The organism is Pseudomonas sp. GQ91, from assembly GCF_059758795.1.
The window spans coordinates 57478-72503 of sequence record NZ_JCAXED010000012.1 but is presented as its reverse complement, the minus strand read 5'-3'; the positions used below and the strand labels follow the sequence as shown (position 1 = coordinate 72503).

15 protein-coding genes and 1 tRNA gene are annotated in these 15026 nt (G+C 60.2%); 14 read left to right on the top strand and 2 right to left on the bottom strand.

Going from position 1 to position 15026, the window contains the following annotated elements; genetic code table 11:
- The first annotated feature begins 244 nt into the window (after window positions 1-244).
- Complete coding sequence (locus AC6CIA_RS18575) at window positions 245-796, top strand: RNA polymerase sigma factor (protein WP_498314055.1); 552 nt, start codon at window positions 245-247, stop codon at window positions 794-796.
- A complete protein-coding gene (locus AC6CIA_RS18570) occupies window positions 793-1326 on the top strand; it encodes a GNAT family N-acetyltransferase (protein ID WP_498314053.1) in 534 nt (177 codons plus the stop codon). Before AC6CIA_RS18575 ends, AC6CIA_RS18570 begins: the two co-directional genes overlap by 4 nt.
- 34 nt (window positions 1327-1360) lie before the next feature.
- Here AC6CIA_RS18570 and AC6CIA_RS18565 read toward each other — a convergent pair whose 3' ends face one another.
- Entirely contained in the window at window positions 1361-2578 is a 1218-nt protein-coding gene (locus AC6CIA_RS18565) for an MFS transporter (protein WP_498314051.1), read from the bottom strand.
- Window positions 2579-2813: 235 nt separating this feature from the next.
- Between AC6CIA_RS18565 and AC6CIA_RS18560 the strand changes: the two genes are divergently transcribed.
- Window positions 2814-2890, top strand: a tRNA-Met gene (locus AC6CIA_RS18560).
- A 144-nt stretch (window positions 2891-3034) separates the two neighbouring features.
- On the opposite strand, the gene AC6CIA_RS18555 is transcribed toward AC6CIA_RS18560, so the two are convergent.
- On the bottom strand, window positions 3035-3940 hold the full coding sequence (locus AC6CIA_RS18555; RefSeq protein WP_498314049.1) for a LysR substrate-binding domain-containing protein: 906 nt from the start codon (window positions 3938-3940) through the stop codon (window positions 3035-3037).
- Between the two features lie 90 nt (window positions 3941-4030).
- Here AC6CIA_RS18555 and AC6CIA_RS18550 point away from each other — a divergent pair, with 90 nt between their 5' ends.
- The 11 genes from AC6CIA_RS18550 (at window position 4031) to AC6CIA_RS18500 (ending at window position 14994) form a co-directional block, all read left to right on the top strand.
- On the top strand, window positions 4031-4966 hold the full coding sequence (locus tag AC6CIA_RS18550; protein ID WP_498314047.1) for a DMT family transporter: 936 nt from the start codon (window positions 4031-4033) through the stop codon (window positions 4964-4966).
- Between the two features lie 425 nt (window positions 4967-5391).
- Window positions 5392-6021: a LysE family translocator gene (locus AC6CIA_RS18545; RefSeq protein ID WP_498314045.1), complete on the top strand. Its 630-nt coding sequence runs from the start codon at window positions 5392-5394 to the stop codon at window positions 6019-6021.
- 334 nt (window positions 6022-6355) lie between these two features.
- Complete coding sequence (locus tag AC6CIA_RS18540) at window positions 6356-7570, top strand: methyl-accepting chemotaxis protein (protein WP_498314043.1); 1215 nt, start codon at window positions 6356-6358, stop codon at window positions 7568-7570.
- Between the two features lie 9 nt (window positions 7571-7579).
- Window positions 7580-7948: a response regulator gene (locus tag AC6CIA_RS18535; protein ID WP_073166955.1), complete on the top strand. Its 369-nt coding sequence runs from the start codon at window positions 7580-7582 to the stop codon at window positions 7946-7948.
- A 23-nt stretch (window positions 7949-7971) separates the two neighbouring features.
- Complete coding sequence (locus AC6CIA_RS18530) at window positions 7972-8259, top strand: STAS domain-containing protein (RefSeq protein WP_498314041.1); 288 nt, start codon at window positions 7972-7974, stop codon at window positions 8257-8259.
- 40 nt (window positions 8260-8299) lie between these two features.
- Window positions 8300-10339, top strand: coding sequence for a chemotaxis protein CheA (locus AC6CIA_RS18525; RefSeq protein WP_498314039.1), 2040 nt, complete (start codon window positions 8300-8302; stop codon window positions 10337-10339).
- Window positions 10340-10368: 29 nt separating this feature from the next.
- Window positions 10369-12024 (top strand): methyl-accepting chemotaxis protein, encoded by a 1656-nt coding sequence (locus tag AC6CIA_RS18520; RefSeq protein WP_498314037.1) that lies wholly within the window; start codon window positions 10369-10371, stop codon window positions 12022-12024.
- 36 nt (window positions 12025-12060) lie between these two features.
- Window positions 12061-12600, top strand: coding sequence for a chemotaxis protein CheW (locus tag AC6CIA_RS18515; RefSeq protein WP_339532606.1), 540 nt, complete (start codon window positions 12061-12063; stop codon window positions 12598-12600).
- Between the two features lie 9 nt (window positions 12601-12609).
- Window positions 12610-13419, top strand: coding sequence for a CheR family methyltransferase (locus AC6CIA_RS18510; protein ID WP_498314035.1), 810 nt, complete (start codon window positions 12610-12612; stop codon window positions 13417-13419).
- Window positions 13416-13949: a chemoreceptor glutamine deamidase CheD gene (cheD, locus tag AC6CIA_RS18505; RefSeq protein WP_498314033.1), complete on the top strand. Its 534-nt coding sequence runs from the start codon at window positions 13416-13418 to the stop codon at window positions 13947-13949. The genes AC6CIA_RS18510 and cheD overlap by 4 nt, the downstream gene beginning before the upstream one ends.
- Complete coding sequence (locus AC6CIA_RS18500) at window positions 13912-14994, top strand: protein-glutamate methylesterase/protein-glutamine glutaminase (protein WP_498314031.1); 1083 nt, start codon at window positions 13912-13914, stop codon at window positions 14992-14994. Before cheD ends, AC6CIA_RS18500 begins: the two co-directional genes overlap by 38 nt.
- The last annotated feature ends 32 nt before the right edge of the window (window positions 14995-15026 follow it).

The window sequence follows — 15026 nt, the reverse complement described above, 5'->3', positions numbered from 1 at the left end:
TCTTTCATGCCTCTGTGTGGCCACCGCCATTCAAACAGTTCCCACTGCTGAAACATTTTATTGCCCGCGTAATAACTGGCACGGTTTCATAAGTCTCAGTGCCAGATCTTGCATGCAACACGCTCAAGCAATAAAAAATATATAGATATATCAACAACCTATGATTCAAGCGAGGTTGGCATAAGCGCTGCTTAGGAGGTCTCCATCGAAACCCATTCGATGGCGATTACCTGAGGAACAAAAAATGGAAAACCCTTTCGATGCAGTAGAACCAACCCGCCCTGGCTTTCCACAATCGATGCTCGATCTTTCCGATGACCATCGGAAAAAGCTGCGTAACTTCATTCACAAACGCATCCTCAATCCCGAAGATGCGGATGACATTCTGCAATTAACCTATCTGGAAGCCTGGCGCAGCAGAGCGAATTTCAGCGGCCAGGCCACCTTGAGTACCTGGATGTGCGGGATTGCCCAGAACCTTATCCGCAATCATTTTCGCCGCTTGTATGCCAAGCCCGTGCATTGCGAATTCGATGAGGCGCTCTGGCATGGCCAGGACGAAGGGCGCGACCTGGGGTGGGAGTTCGAGATCAACCGTCGACTTGAACGTGCGCTCCAGGCGATCAATCGCCTGCCCACGGAAATGCGCGTGACGCTCTACACCTCCCTGGAAACCGACGGCAGCTACCAGGACACCGCCAATGTGCTGGATATCCCGATCGGAACGGTCCGCTCAAGACTGTCCAGGGCCCGTGAACAGCTCAAGCGAGCCACGTATGGCGGGCTGAGTCGATGAACCCGATCAGCCACCGCACACCACTGCCCAAAGGGCTGCAGGCCTTCGCACCCGAGGATCTGGAAGCCATGCGCGGCATCCTGAATGAAACCATCGAGACCGGGTTCAACTCCACCTTGACGGAAAAAATTTGCGCGGAGCAGTTCGCCTATGTGGTGAATGGCTATCAGCGCCAGGGCTTTCCGATTTATGTCCTCAAGCGTCGAGACGAGGTGATCGGATTCGTCTGGGTGCACAGTTTTTGCTGGGGCGGGGATGCCTGCAAGCGTACCGGTGAAACGGTGTTGTACATACGCAAGGACCATCGAGGTCGTGGGGCCGGCGTGGTCCTGGCCAGGGCCGCCCTCACTCTTGCCAGCCGCTACGGCTTCGGCTCCATCGTGGTCTGGGTACTGGAAGGCAATGACAGCAGCCTGCGAATCGCCAAGGCAATGGGCCTGGAACGCTGGGGATATTTACCCGGTGTCGCACGCTTCGGTGAGCAGCAACGAAGCGTCAACCTTTACGGCCTGACGCTTCCAGCACACTGACTTCCCAGCGCTTGCAGTTTTGCCCCTAGACGCATCAGGCTTTTTTCGAACGGGGCAACAAGATGGCAAGGACGCCAAGCAAGGGAAGGTACGAGCACAGCCGGTAGACGTACTCGATGCCATGAATGTCCGCCAAATGCCCGAGCAACGCCGCACCAATCCCGCCAAAGCCGAACATCAAACCGAAGAACACCCCGGCGATCATCCCGACGTTACCCGGCACCAACTCCTGCGCGTACACCACGATCGCCGAGAATGCCGAGGCCAGGATGAAACCGATGACCACACTGAGCACGCTGGTCCAGAACAAGTCGACATGGGGCAGCAGCAAGGTGAACGGCGCCACGCCCAGAATCGAAAACCAGATCACCGCCTTGCGCCCAATCTTGTCGCCAATCGGCCCACCGAAGAATGTGCCTGCCGCCACCGCCCCGAGGAACAGGAACAAGTGCAACTGGGAACTGGCCACTGACAGGTCGAACTTCTCGATCAGGTAAAAGGTGAAGTAACTGGTGAAGCTTGCCATGTAAAAATACTTGGAAAACACCAGCACCCCCAACACGATCAGGGCGCTCAGCACCCGCCCCTTGGACAGGCCGTGAGTCGCCGCCTGGCCTTGCTTGAGCTTGAACAGGTTCAGATGATTGCGGTACCAGCGGCTGATGGCGTACAGCACACCCAGGGCAAATACCGCGAACAGGCCGAACCAGGCCACATTGCCCTGGCCAAAGGGAATAATGATCGCGGCGGCCAGCAATGGCCCGAAGGCCGAACCGGCATTGCCTCCCACCTGAAAGGTCGACTGCGCCAGGCCATAGCGCCCGCCGGACGCCAGGCGCGCAACCCGCGACGCTTCAGGGTGAAAGGTCGACGAACCGACCCCAATCAACCCCGCCGCCAGCAGGATCATCGGGAAACTGCCGACCTGAGACATCATCAATATCCCGATCAGCGTGCAAATCATCCCGCACGGCAACAGAAACGGCTTGGGATGACGATCGGTGTAATACCCCACCCAAGGTTGAAGCAAGGAAGCGGTAAGCTGGAATGTCAGGGTAATCAGGCCGACCTGGGTAAACGTCAGGCCATAACTGGCCTTGAGCATTGGGTAGATCGACGGTAACACCGCCTGGATCAAGTCATTGATCAGATGCGCCAGCGCCACCGCGCCGATGACACGCATGACCAACGGGCTGGATTGCCCGGCGGCTGACGCCGTAGCCACTGAAGGCTGGGGATGGGTGAGAGCCATGAAGAGCGTTTCCGTACAGCAGATGGATGCACAGGTGCAGGAGCGACAATGTGCCACTTTTCGCTGCGCGCTGGCTATCCCCTTAGGGTGCTAACGAGTTACTCAACACCCAGCCGTTTCAACGGCCACTCGTCGTCCGTAACGGTGATTTTCGTTAAACGGTTGAAAGCGTAGAAAAATTTTCAACAAAAAGGCTTGACGCATCTTCGTTCTACGCGAATAATGCGCGCCACTTGGCTACATAGCTCAGTTGGTTAGAGCATAGCATTCATAATGCTGGGGTCCGGGGTTCAAGTCCCTGTGTAGCCACCAAGTACCGATCCATAGATGTCTACAGCAGTCTATGAATCACCTCAAGAAGCCCGCCTCGTGCGGGCTTTCTTGTTTCTAGACGTCCAAGCATAGGCTGGAGATGTCTACGCTGCCGAGGGGCAGTCCAAAGGGTCGAACGCAGGCTCAGTCACCAAAGGATGACTTCAACCAATCCAGCAACTGCCGGGCTGCCGGGCGCAGGTTGGCGTCTCGCCATTTGTAGACGCTCAGGGCGTCCGGCAGATGGGTGGATTCGGCAAAGGGCCGTACCAGATCGCCGCTGGCGAGCATTTTTTCGGTGGTCCGGCGCCATCCCAAGGCAAAACCGAACCCCTCGACACAGGCCTGCATCATCACCGGATAACTGTCGAAGAATTTGTCCTTGGGGTCACCTGCCTTGATGCCGAATTCCAGCAACCAATCATTCCAGGTGCTCCAGTCTTGCGGCACCGCAACGTGGTGCAGCAACGGCAGGTTGGCCAAGTCCGTCAAGGCCGGCGGTGTACTGCCAAAAGAAGCGAGGTAGCGCGGGCTACAGACCGGATAGATGTCGTCGCTCAAGGTAAACAACCGCGTGTGATCGCCAGAAGCCCGGCCTGAGGTCTGGATGGCGATATCAAATTTTTCAGCGGTTGCGGTGATGGGCTGGGTCGATGCGTTAAGGCGCACCTCCATATCCGGGTACTTCCTATGCAGCGCGGGAATATTGGGCGTCAGCCAATAAAAAGCTTCGCACAACTGTGCCACCAGAACTACTTCGCTGTTATCCCGGCCTTTCTTCAGGTCTTCGGCTCGCGACGCAATCCCCAGGAATGCGCTCCGAACAGTATCGCGAAATTCGACACCCGCCGCCGTCAGGAATACCGCCCGATTTCTGCGGGTAAATAAAGCAACCCCCAGGAACTCTTCGAGAGTACGTACCTGTTTGCTAATTGCGGCCTGGGTCAAGTTCAACTCTTCAGAGGCTTTGGAAAAGCTCTCAAGTCGCGCCGCCGCTTCAAAAGGCACAAGGCTGGACAGCGGGGGCAGTGAGCGTTTGAAATTATCCATAACTTTCAGTCCTGCTGCGTAACCATAAGTCACTTTAAATACAGCCAGTGCACACCCAGAATCCTTAAAGCAGTTAATCAAGGAAAACTCATGTCTGGAAGCACTACGATAACCGCCAGCGATAACCGACAAAGCATTCTTATCATTGTAGGTTCGGTATTTTTACTCTCGGTGTCAGACGCCATCATAAAGGCCACCAGTGCCGATACTTCAATGTGGCAATTGTATGTAATCCGTTCTTTCCTGGCCTCGGGCATTCTGATGGCCCTGGTGGTTCACCTGCGCGGCGCCCCGCAGTTGTGGCCGCTGTCTCCCCTGTGGGTGGTGATAAGAAGCCTGCTGCTGTCGTTGATGTGGATCGCCTTTTACGGCGCACTGCCCTTCATCAGCCTGACCGTCGCCGCCTTGGCCATCTATACCACACCTCTGTTCATCGCTTTGTTCTCGGCCCTCTCCTTGAAGGAGAACGTGACCATACGCAAATGGCTGGCGATCAGCCTGGGTTTTGTCGGGGTCGTGATTACCCTGGCGCCGAGCACCGAAGACTTCAATACCTACGCGCTACTGCCTGTACTCGCCGCCATTCTATACGCCCTTGCCGTGGTGGTGACCAAGGGCAAATGTGCCGATGAGGACCCCGTATTATTGGCGTTGGCCATGAATGTCGCGTTGCTGATCATTGGAGTGGTGGGCAGCCTGGTAGTGCTGCAGACCGGCCCGCATTTTCCGGCGGATGACGGCTTGCGATTCCTGATTGGGGGCTGGTCGGCCATGGGCCAGGCCGACTGGTGGATCATGATCGTGTTGGCGGTCCTGATGGTGGTCGTCAGCATCGGGCTCGCCAAGGCCTACCAGGTTGGTGAGACCTCGGTCATTGGTGCGTTTGACTACACCTACCTGATTTTTGCCATCGCCTGGGGCGCCCTGTTGTTCAACGAAATGCTGAACAGCCGAACCGCTACCGGCCTGGTCCTTATTCTGCTGTCAGGTTTCATTGTGCTGAAAAAACCCGCAGGCGAACTCTAGACATCTCACGTGTACAGGCCTTGCCCAGCCCAGTATGCACCACTGTCCCCTGGCAAAGCCGTGTTGCAGCGCACGCTACTCATGCAAGGGACAAGCTGATCTCGCACCTGGACTGGAAAACCGTGCATGACGGGCAGTCTCTGGAAGCGCACACGGCAGATGAAGTAAAGCGCTTCTTCGCCGGCCTTTTCCGGTACACAGATCGTGTGGGTGAGGCTTGCGGGATAGGTCCTTTGGACCACCCCGCATGATTACCAAGCGTCAAAGGGATCTCCATTACGAGTCGCCCAATGCCCGTCAACCTTAACAACTGTCAATTTGCCTCTCTACACCAGACTGTTGCGGCCAAATCCGTCCTCGCTGTATCTGCTTCTACCTGAACATTCCCGGTTAGCATTACTTTTCATCCAAGGAAGTATTGCGCCATGCCGGACAGCACTAATCTCTATCTTTTCATCGTTGCCGCCTTGCTGCTGCTGATTGTGCCAGGCCCTAACATGGCTATCGTCACCAGCCACGCCGTCGCGCACGGCTGGCGCGCCGGTCTCGCGGCGGCGCTGGGAATAACCCTGGCCGATGTTCTGATGACCGTCATGGTTAGCGCGGGTTTAGGGGCATTGGTGATGAGTTGGGCACCGGCGTTCGACGTGCTGCGGTGGGCAGGCGCTTGTTATCTGATGTGGCTGGCCTGGCAAGCATTGAGGACGCCCCCTTCGGATACTGAGACTCAGCCTACGCAGGCCTCATTGCGGAAGATCTTGATCCGGGCCACGCTCAACAGCCTGTTAAACCCCAAGGCGCTGTTGTTCTTCATGGTGTTCCTACCGCAATTCGTCAGCGTCGGCACCAGCAGCGTCACGTTGCAATTGATGTTCTTGGGTTTGCTGCTTGCGCTGATCGCCTTGGTCTTTCATTCCCTGCTCGGATTTTGCGCCGGACGGCTGCATGCGAGCCTTCGCAAAGGCTCGATCCACAAACGCCTGGGTTCTTATTGCTTCGCTGCGGTAATGACCGTTCTGGCAGCACGTTTGTTGTTGCTCAGCCGGCCGGTTTAAAGGCTCCAGGCCTTTCTGGACGCAACATCGCGCCGGGTCCCCAACGTGCGCCGATGTCAGGTTCCGCGCCGTCCCAAGGTCACGTTTTAACCCGTCACCGACGCTAACCAGATCGGGCGGTATCCCCCCTCTCGAGCTGATCCCGAGGAGTTTGAGTGGCTGGCGTCAGCATTTGCACCTCAGTCTCAACGGTTAGGGCGACCGTAACGCCCTGATCGGTAACCTATTGGTCATAACCAGACGGAAGGTATCCAGGAGGGTCTAAAGTTGCGGCGCACAGGGCAGATAACCCCTATGTCATTTATATCCGCAACAACGTTCAAGGACCGAACCCATGATCCCGCGCCAATCCAGCCGCACTCCCCTTCCCGGTCCTCCGCGTTTTCGTTGGTTCGGTTTCATCCCGGTCGTGCCCGCCGTCATGTGGATACTCCTGCAGTCAACCTCCCTGTCCAACCTGGCGGCCTGCGCGGTGCTGGTGCTGATCGGTCTCGGCGCCTGCGTCTGGAGCACGCGGTCGCAGCGTGACGCGCTGCTGCGAGCCACTGCTGGGACGCTGGCGGATCAGTCAGAGGCAGACGCGGCGCACAACGGCATGGCCTCGCGGGCGCAGCTCGATGAGGTGTTGCTGGGTGCCATGCCGATCTGGGCCAAGCAGGTAGAAAGCTCGCGCCAGCAGACCGAAGAAGCGATTGTGAGCCTGGCCAACCGTTTTACCGGGATCGCCACGCGATTGCAGGAAACGGTCCAGGCATCGCAGCATGCTGCCGGTGAACTGGATGGACAGGCGGCCGACGGCGCACTGAAGGTACTGGCGCGCAGTGACAGCGAGCTGAGCCAGGTGATCAACTCACTCAAGGCCACTCAAACCAGCCGTGACCAGACCCTGGTCCAAGTGCGCAGCCTCACTGCCTATACCGGCGAACTGCGCACCATGGCCGCCGACGTGGCGGCGATTGCCGCGCAAACCAACCTGCTCGCACTCAACGCGGCCATCGAGGCGGCGCGTGCCGGTGAAGCCGGTCGCGGCTTCGCGGTGGTGGCCGATGCGGTGCGCAGCCTGTCGAGCAAATCCAGCGAAACCGGCCAGCAGATGTCGGCCAAGGTCGACATCATCAATAACGCCATTACCGAACTGGTGCAGGCCGCGTCCAGCAGCGCCGACCAGGACAGCCAGTCGGTGGCCGCGTCCGAAAACAGTATTCAATTGGTGCTCGAGCGTTTCCAGAACATCACCGGGCGCCTGGCCGAATCCGCCGACCTGCTCAAGCAGGAAAGCTACGGCATTCGTGACGAGATGACCGAGGTGCTGGTCAACCTGCAATTCCAGGATCGGGTCAGCCAGATCCTCAGCCACGTGCGCGACAACATGCACGCCTTGCATGACCACCTATTGCAGGCCCGCCAGGCCCCGGACCAGGCGGTGGGCGTCGATGCCCGGCAGTGGCTGGAGCGCATGGAAGCCACCTACGCCACCGACGAGCAACGGCGCACCCATCATGGAAAAGCAGCCGTGCAGCAGAATTCTCAAGACATCACCTTCTTTTAGGAGCACATCATGGCGAAGAGTGTATTAGTGGTCGACGACTCCAGCAGCGTGCGGCAAGTGGTCGGCATTGCCTTGAAAAGCGCCGGTTACGACGTGATCGAGGCCAGCGACGGCCGGGATGCCTTGGGCAAGCTCACCGGGCAGAAGGTGCACCTGATCATCAGCGACGTGAACATGCCCAACATGGACGGCATCACCTTCGTCAAGGAGGTCAAGAAGCTGGCCAACTACAAGTTCACCCCGATCATCATGCTTACCACCGAGTCCCAGGAATCGAAGAAGGCCGAAGGCCAGGCCGCCGGCGCCAAGGCGTGGGTGGTCAAGCCGTTCCAGCCGGCGCAGATGCTGGCAGCGGTATCAAAACTGATCCTGCCGTGACACCCGGCGCCAGGGAGGCTCCCATGCCGATCACCCGTGAAACACTTGACGACACCGCCCGCGTGGGCATTGACGGCGAACTCACGATCTACACCGTGGCAGAACTGGCGGGCGCGCTGCTGCCGCGGATTGGCGCGGCGCCACGCCTGGAGCTGGACCTGTCCCAGGTCACAGAAATGGATGGCGCCGGCCTGCAGTTGCTCGCGGTCATCCAGCGTGAAGCCGGCGTCGCCGGTACAGCGTTGAGCGTGACCGGCCAGAGCCAGGCGGTTACGCAGGTACTCCAATTGTGTGGCAGCGCCGCCGTGTAGTCAGCGCGTCCTCGTTCATTGATCGACAAGGAAAGTCCAAGTGAGCATCAATCTCGATCAGGCACAGCAGACATTCATCGTCGAGGCACGCGAACTGTTGCAGGCCATGGAGCAATCCCTGCTGCAACTGGAAAGCGAGCCCGCCGACCAGGATGCCATCGGCGCGATTTTCCGCGCCGCGCACACCATCAAGGGCTCCGCCGGCCTGTTCGGCCTGGGGCCTATCGTGAACTTTACACATATTGTAGAGGACGTACTCGACCGGCTGCGCGACGGCAGCGTGGCCGTGGATGCCCCGCTGATCGCAGTGTTGCTCAAGTGCGGCGATCATATGCTCGAGCTGATCGAGGTCGTCGCCCACCGGGGCGAGACGCTCCAGCCCGCGGCCTTGGAACGAGAGGCGGCATTGAGCGAGGCGTTGAGTGCCTATCAGGCGCCCGGCGCCCCCGCTCAAAGCGTCGAAACCGTCGCAGCCGCTGCAGACACGGCCGCCGAAGTGCTGTGGCACATTTCCCTGCGCTTCGGCGTGGACGTGTTTCGTAATGGCATGGACCCGCTGTCGTTCCTGCGCTACCTCGATACCTTGGGGCAGATGGTGCAGGTCAGCACCCTGACCGACAGCATCCCGGCCATGGACAGCTGGGACCCGGAAAGCTGCTACCTGGGGTTCGAGATCGACCTGCGCTCGACGGCCAGCCACGCCACCCTCAACGAAGTGTTTGACTTCGTGCGCGACGACTGTGAAGTGCACATCAGTGCAGTCGACGAAGCGTCCGACAGCATCGCCACCCCAGGTACCGAGCTGGTCACGCAGACCGAGCAAGGCCCCATGACGACCTCGCCGCAGCGCCTGCCAGCGACCAGCGAGCCGAAAGCCCGGGATGGCAATTACGTGCGGGTCAACGCCGACAAGCTCGACGAGTTGATCAACCTGGTCGGCGAACTGGTCATCGCCAGCGCCGGCGCGAGCCTGCTGGCCCGCTCCTGTAACAACGACCCACTGCAAGAGGCCACTTCGATGGTTTCGGGGCTGGTGGAAGAGATTCTCGATGGCGCCCTGCACCTGCGCATGATCCCCATCGGCGACACGTTCAACCGTTTCCGCCGCGTAGTGCGTGATGTCAGCCAGGAACTCGGCAAGGACATCGAACTGATCATCAACGGCGCGGAAACCGAACTGGACAAGACCGTTGTCGAGAAGATCGGCGACCCGCTGATGCACCTGCTGCGCAACGCCATGGACCACGGTATCGAAAGCGCCGATGTCCGGCGTGCGGCTGGCAAGCCGACCAAGGGCCATCTGAGTCTCAATGCCTACCACGACTCGGGGAGCATCGTCATCGAAATCGCCGACGACGGCGCCGGGCTCAACCGCGAACGCATCCTGGAAAAGGCCCAGGAACGCGGGCTGGTCGCCAGCGGTGCGGTGCTCACCGATCAGGAGATCTACAACCTGATCTTCGAAGCAGGTTTCTCTACCGCCGAGGCGGTGACCAATCTGTCCGGGCGTGGCGTGGGCATGGATGTGGTCAAGCGCAATATCACCCTGTTGCGCGGCACCGTCGACCTGGACAGCCGGCCCGGCCAGGGCACCGTGGTGCGCATTCGCTTGCCGCTGACCCTGGCGATCATCAATGGCTTCCTGGTCGGCGTCGACCAATCCACCTACGTGATCCCGCTGGACATGGTCCAGGAATGTATCGAGCTGGATGAACACCAGCGCCAGTCCAGCCGCGACCAGGGTTATGCAGACCTGCGTGGCGAGGTGTTGCCGCTGGTGGACTTGCGCGACCACTTCAGCCACGAAGGTCCGGCCGCTCGCCGCCAGAATGTGGTGGTGGTGCGTTACGCCGAGCACAAGGCCGGGCTGGTGGTGGATGACCTGCTCGGCGAGTTCCAGACCGTGATCAAACCCCTGGGCAAGCTGTTCGGCGCACTGCGCGGGATCAGCGGCTCGACCATATTGGGCAGTGGCGCGGTGGCGTTGATCCTGGATGTACCGGCACTGCTCAACCAACTCGTACAACTGGAAGCCCGCACGCCCCAGGCACCTCAGTCGCCACCGGTCGTCGTTCGCTGACGCATTTGCAATTCCATGGAGGTTCCCCGATGAAATGGTTCTACGATCTGAAGATTTCCACCAAGTTGATCAGCTCATTCCTGGTGGTCCTGGCACTCACAGCGGTGATGGGGGTGTTCGCCGTCCTCCAGCTTGGCGCCGTGAACCAGGCGGCCCAGGACATCAAGGGCAACTGGATGCCCTCAATGCGCGCGGCGGCGGGCATGCGCTTTTTTGCCGCCAACTATCGCTTGAAAGAAAACAACCACATCAGCACCGAGGTCGTGGAGGAAAAGGAGCAGGCCGAGCGGGAAGCCGCCGAGGCGCGCCAGCAGTTCGAAACCCGCATGGGCACCTACGAGCAGTTGCTGTCGAATGATCAAGATCGCCAGCTCCTGGCCAGTATGAACAGCGCCTGGACCGCCTACCTGGCGAGCAGCAAGGCGTTGTTCGAATTTTCCCGGCAGAACCAGGATGCCCAGGCACGCGGCTTGCTCAGGGGTGAGTCCAAGGTGCATTTCGATGAGGTGACCAGCCACCTGCAGAAAATGGTCGAACTCAATGACGCCGGCGCTACCGTCGCCGGTGACAAGGGCACGGCGCTGTACGAAAGCGCACGCCTGTCGATCATCGCGGTGCTGGTCGCTGCGCTGTTGATCGGCCTGGGCCTGGCGGTGTTCATCGCACGGATCATTTCCCGTCCGCTGAGGCAAGCCGCGACCGCCGCCGAACAATTGGCCGAAGGCAACCTCAACGCCCACATCGAGCCTGGCGCAAAAGACGAGACCGGCATGGTGCTCAACGCCATGCGCAACATGGTCGGCAAGCTGGCGCATATCATCGGCGAAGTGCGCAATGCCGCCGATAACCTGGCCAGCGCCTCCGAGCAAGTCAGCGCCACCGCGCAATCGATGAGCCAAGCCACCAGTGAACAGGCGGCCAGCGTCGAGGAAACGAGTGCCTCGGTCGAACAGATGAGCGCCAGCATCAACCAGAACACCGAAAACGCCAAGGTCACCGATGGCATGGCCAGCAAGGCCGCCAAGGAAGCCACCGACGGTGGCGAATCGGTACAGCAGACGGTGGTGGCGATGAAGAAAATCGCCCAGCGCATCAGCATCATCGATGACATCGCCTACCAGACCAATCTGCTCGCCCTCAATGCCGCCATCGAGGCCGCTCGGGCCGGCGAGCACGGCAAGGGTTTCGCGGTGGTGGCCGCCGAAGTGCGCAAGCTGGCCGAGCGCAGCCAGGTAGCCGCCCAGGAAATCGGCGAACTGTCCTCCAGCAGCGTGGACATGGCCGAGAAAGCCGGCAAGTTGCTTGACGAAATGGTCCCGTCGATCAACAAGACCTCCGACCTGGTGCAGGAAATCAGCGCCGCATCCGAAGAACAGGCGGCGGGTGTCGCGCAGATCAACACGGCGATGACCCAGCTCAACCAAGTCACCCAGCAGAACGCGTCGAGCAGCGAGGAACTGGCGGCCACCGCGGAAGAAATGAGCGGCCAGGCCGAGCAACTGCAACAGGCGATGAGCTTCTTCGTGCTCGATTCAACGTCCAAGGCCGCCCCTGAAGGCAGCAACGTGGACACCCCCGGCAAGCCCAGCCGCCAGGCGCCACGCCCGGTACAACAGGCACCGCGCAAGGCCTTTGCCTACACTACGGCCAGCACCCCGGACGAATCGGAATTCACCCGTTTCTGATCGCAAGAATCGATGCGGGCTTACAGGGAGAATGACATGGGCGCAGTGATGACTACTCGTCATACCGCAGTTGCAGTAGATGAGGATGCGCAATACCTGACCTTCATGCTCGGCGGCGAAATGTTCGCCATCGGCATTCTGGGGATCAAGGAAATTATCGAATACGGCAGCCTGACCGTGGTGCCGATGATGCCAGCCTTCGTGCGCGGAGTGATCAACCTGCGCGGCGCGGTGGTGCCGGTGGTCGACCTGTCGGCGCGCTTTGGGCGGGCCAACTCGGCGATCACCCGACGCTCCTGCGTGATCATCATCGAAGCCAGTATTGAAGATGGCCAATCCCAGGACATCGGGCTGCTCGTCGATACTGTTTCCGCCGTGCAGGAGATCCCGACCGCGCAGATCGAGCCGCCGCCCAGCTTCGGCGCGCGGATTCGCGCCGATTTCATCAGTGGCATGGCCAAGGTCGACGGCAAGTTCGTGATCGTATTGGAAGTGGACAAGGTGCTGTCCATCGACGAGATGTCCAGCCTCGCCGAGAACGGCCAGGCGCAGGCCCTCGACTTCGACCCGCGTTGAGGCCCGATCATGCCCGACACCACCTCCATCGACGATCGTGAATTCGGTCAGTTCCAGGCCTGGCTGTACCGCGCGGCAGGCATCAACCTGTCTCCCGCCAAGAAAGCCCTGGTGGCCGGGCGCCTGTTCAAGCGCCTCAAGCACTATGAGCTGCAGAGCTATGGTGAGTACTTCAAGCTGATCATGAGCGATCAGCGCAAGGGCGAGCTGCAAGTCGCGCTGGACTTGCTGACCACCAACGAAACCTACTTTTTTCGCGAGCCCAAGCACTTCGACTTCCTACGTCAGCAGGTGCTGCCCAAGGCCGCGCCGGGCAAGGTGTTTCGCGTGTGGAGCGCGGCCAGCTCCTCGGGTGAAGAGCCCTACAGCCTGGCGATGACCCTGGCCGAGACCCTGGGCACCACACCCTGGGAAGTGATCGGCTCGGACATCAGCACCCAAGTGCTGGCCAAGGCGCGCAACGGCCATTACTCCATGGAGCGCGCCGCGACGCTGCCCCAGCCGCTGTTGACCAAGTATTGCCTCAAGGGCATCGGCCGCCAGGAGGGCACCTTCCTGATCGACAAGACCCTGCGCAACCGAGTCAACTTTGTCCAGGTCAACCTCAACGAACCGCTGCCCGGCCTCGGGGAATTCGAGGTGATCTTCCTGCGCAACGTGATGATCTATTTCGACCAGCAGACCAAAAGCCAGGTGGTGGCGCGTCTGCTGCCGCTGCTCAAGCCAGGCGGCTACTTCATCATCAGTCACTCGGAAAGCCTCAACGGTGTCAATGACACCTTGAAGCTGGTGGCGCCGTCGATTTACCGCAAGCCATGAACAAGCCTGTCGGTGCGACCGAAGTGATCTTGGCACCTGGCCAGGTCAGCTTTGCAACGCGGCCTACGCGCCTGCGCACCTTGCTCGGTTCCTGCGTGGCAATCACCTTTTGGCACCCGCAACGGCGAATCGGCGGCATGTGTCACTTCATGCTGCCGGCACGCTCGCGCAAGGACCAACCGCTGGACGGCAAATACGCCGACGAGGCGCTCGAATTGCTGCTGCACCACGCCCACGCCAATGGCACGCGGGCGCAGGAGTATCAGGTCAAGCTGTTCGGCGGCGGTCAGATGTTCCCCGAGCAGCAGCGCCACCTGCCGGCGCAGGACGTGGCCAGCCTGAATATCCGCGCGGCGCTGGCCCTGGCCGAGCAGCATCAACTGCACCTGACCGCCCAGGACATGGGCAGTACCGGTTACCGCACAATCATGTTCGACCTGTGGAACGGCAACGTCTGGGTTCGGCACCAACCAATGGGAACACTTAACCAAGATGCCTACCAAAAAAATCAGTGTGCTGCTGGTCGATGATTCGGCCGTGGTGCGCCAGGTGCTGCTGGCGATTTTAAGCGACACGCCGGATATCCACGTCATGGGCGCCGCCTCCGACCCGATTTTCGCCATGGACAAACTCGCCCGGGAATGGCCGGATGTGATTGTGCTGGACGTGGAAATGCCGCGCATGGACGGCATCACCTTTCTCAAAAAGATCATGAGCGAGCGGCCGACGCCGGTGGTGATCTGTTCCTCGCTGACCCAGAAAGGCGCGGAAACTTCCTTGCAGGCGCTGTCGGCGGGCGCAGTGGAAATTATCACCAAACCCACGACCGGGCTGAAGAGTTTCCTGATCGAATCAGCCGCCGAACTGGTCGCATCGATCCGCGCCGCGGCCAACTCCAACGTCAGGAACCTGGGCAAGCGCAGCGTCAGGCCGACGCCAACACTTGCCCCGGCCGGCAAGCTCAGTGCGGATGCGATCCTGCCCGCCGCCAATGGCCATGCCATGGCGCAGACCACTGAACGTATCGTCGCCATCGGCACTTCCACCGGCGGCACCCAGGCGCTGGAGGCGGTGCTGACGGCACTGCCGCGGGTGTGCCCAGGCATGGTGATCGTGCAGCACATGCCCGAGAAATTCACCGCCTCCTTCGCCGAGCGCCTCAACAGCGTCTGCCAGATCGAAGTGCGCGAGGCGCGCAACAACGACCGCATCCTCCCCGGCCTGGCCCTGATCGCCCCTGGCGGCAAGCACCTGATGGTCACCCGCAGTGGCGCCTATTATCACGCCCAGGTGATCGACGGGCCGCTGGTCAACCGACATCGGCCTTCAGTGGATGTGCTGTTTCGCTCGGTCGCCAGGTTCGCCGGCAAGAATGCCACCGGCATCATCATGACCGGCATGGGCGACGACGGCGCACGCGGACTAAAAGAAATGCTCGAGGCCGGAGCCGCCACGGTGGCCCAGGACGAGGCCAGTTGCGTGGTGTTCGGCATGCCCAAGGAAGCCATCAAGCTCAACGCCGCCCAGCGCATCATGGCGTTGGAGGATATTCATCAGGCGATTTTGTATAAGTGAAGTTGGGCTCTGGCCTGGGGAGATGTTTCCGG

Coding starts and splice junctions, on each gene's coding strand:
- AC6CIA_RS18575 (WP_498314055.1), top strand. CDS start 245: ATGGAAAACCCTTTCGATGCAGTAGAACCAACCCGCCCTGGCTTTCCA.
- AC6CIA_RS18570 (WP_498314053.1), top strand. CDS start 793: ATGAACCCGATCAGCCACCGCACACCACTGCCCAAAGGGCTGCAGGCC.
- AC6CIA_RS18565 (WP_498314051.1), bottom strand. CDS start 2,578: ATGGCTCTCACCCATCCCCAGCCTTCAGTGGCTACGGCGTCAGCCGCC.
- AC6CIA_RS18555 (WP_498314049.1), bottom strand. CDS start 3,940: ATGGATAATTTCAAACGCTCACTGCCCCCGCTGTCCAGCCTTGTGCCT.
- AC6CIA_RS18550 (WP_498314047.1), top strand. CDS start 4,031: ATGTCTGGAAGCACTACGATAACCGCCAGCGATAACCGACAAAGCATT.
- AC6CIA_RS18545 (WP_498314045.1), top strand. CDS start 5,392: ATGCCGGACAGCACTAATCTCTATCTTTTCATCGTTGCCGCCTTGCTG.
- AC6CIA_RS18540 (WP_498314043.1), top strand. CDS start 6,356: ATGATCCCGCGCCAATCCAGCCGCACTCCCCTTCCCGGTCCTCCGCGT.
- AC6CIA_RS18535 (WP_073166955.1), top strand. CDS start 7,580: ATGGCGAAGAGTGTATTAGTGGTCGACGACTCCAGCAGCGTGCGGCAA.
- AC6CIA_RS18530 (WP_498314041.1), top strand. CDS start 7,972: ATGCCGATCACCCGTGAAACACTTGACGACACCGCCCGCGTGGGCATT.
- AC6CIA_RS18520 (WP_498314037.1), top strand. CDS start 10,369: ATGAAATGGTTCTACGATCTGAAGATTTCCACCAAGTTGATCAGCTCA.
- AC6CIA_RS18515 (WP_339532606.1), top strand. CDS start 12,061: ATGGGCGCAGTGATGACTACTCGTCATACCGCAGTTGCAGTAGATGAG.
- AC6CIA_RS18510 (WP_498314035.1), top strand. CDS start 12,610: ATGCCCGACACCACCTCCATCGACGATCGTGAATTCGGTCAGTTCCAG.
- cheD (WP_498314033.1), top strand. CDS start 13,416: ATGAACAAGCCTGTCGGTGCGACCGAAGTGATCTTGGCACCTGGCCAG.
- AC6CIA_RS18500 (WP_498314031.1), top strand. CDS start 13,912: ATGCCTACCAAAAAAATCAGTGTGCTGCTGGTCGATGATTCGGCCGTG.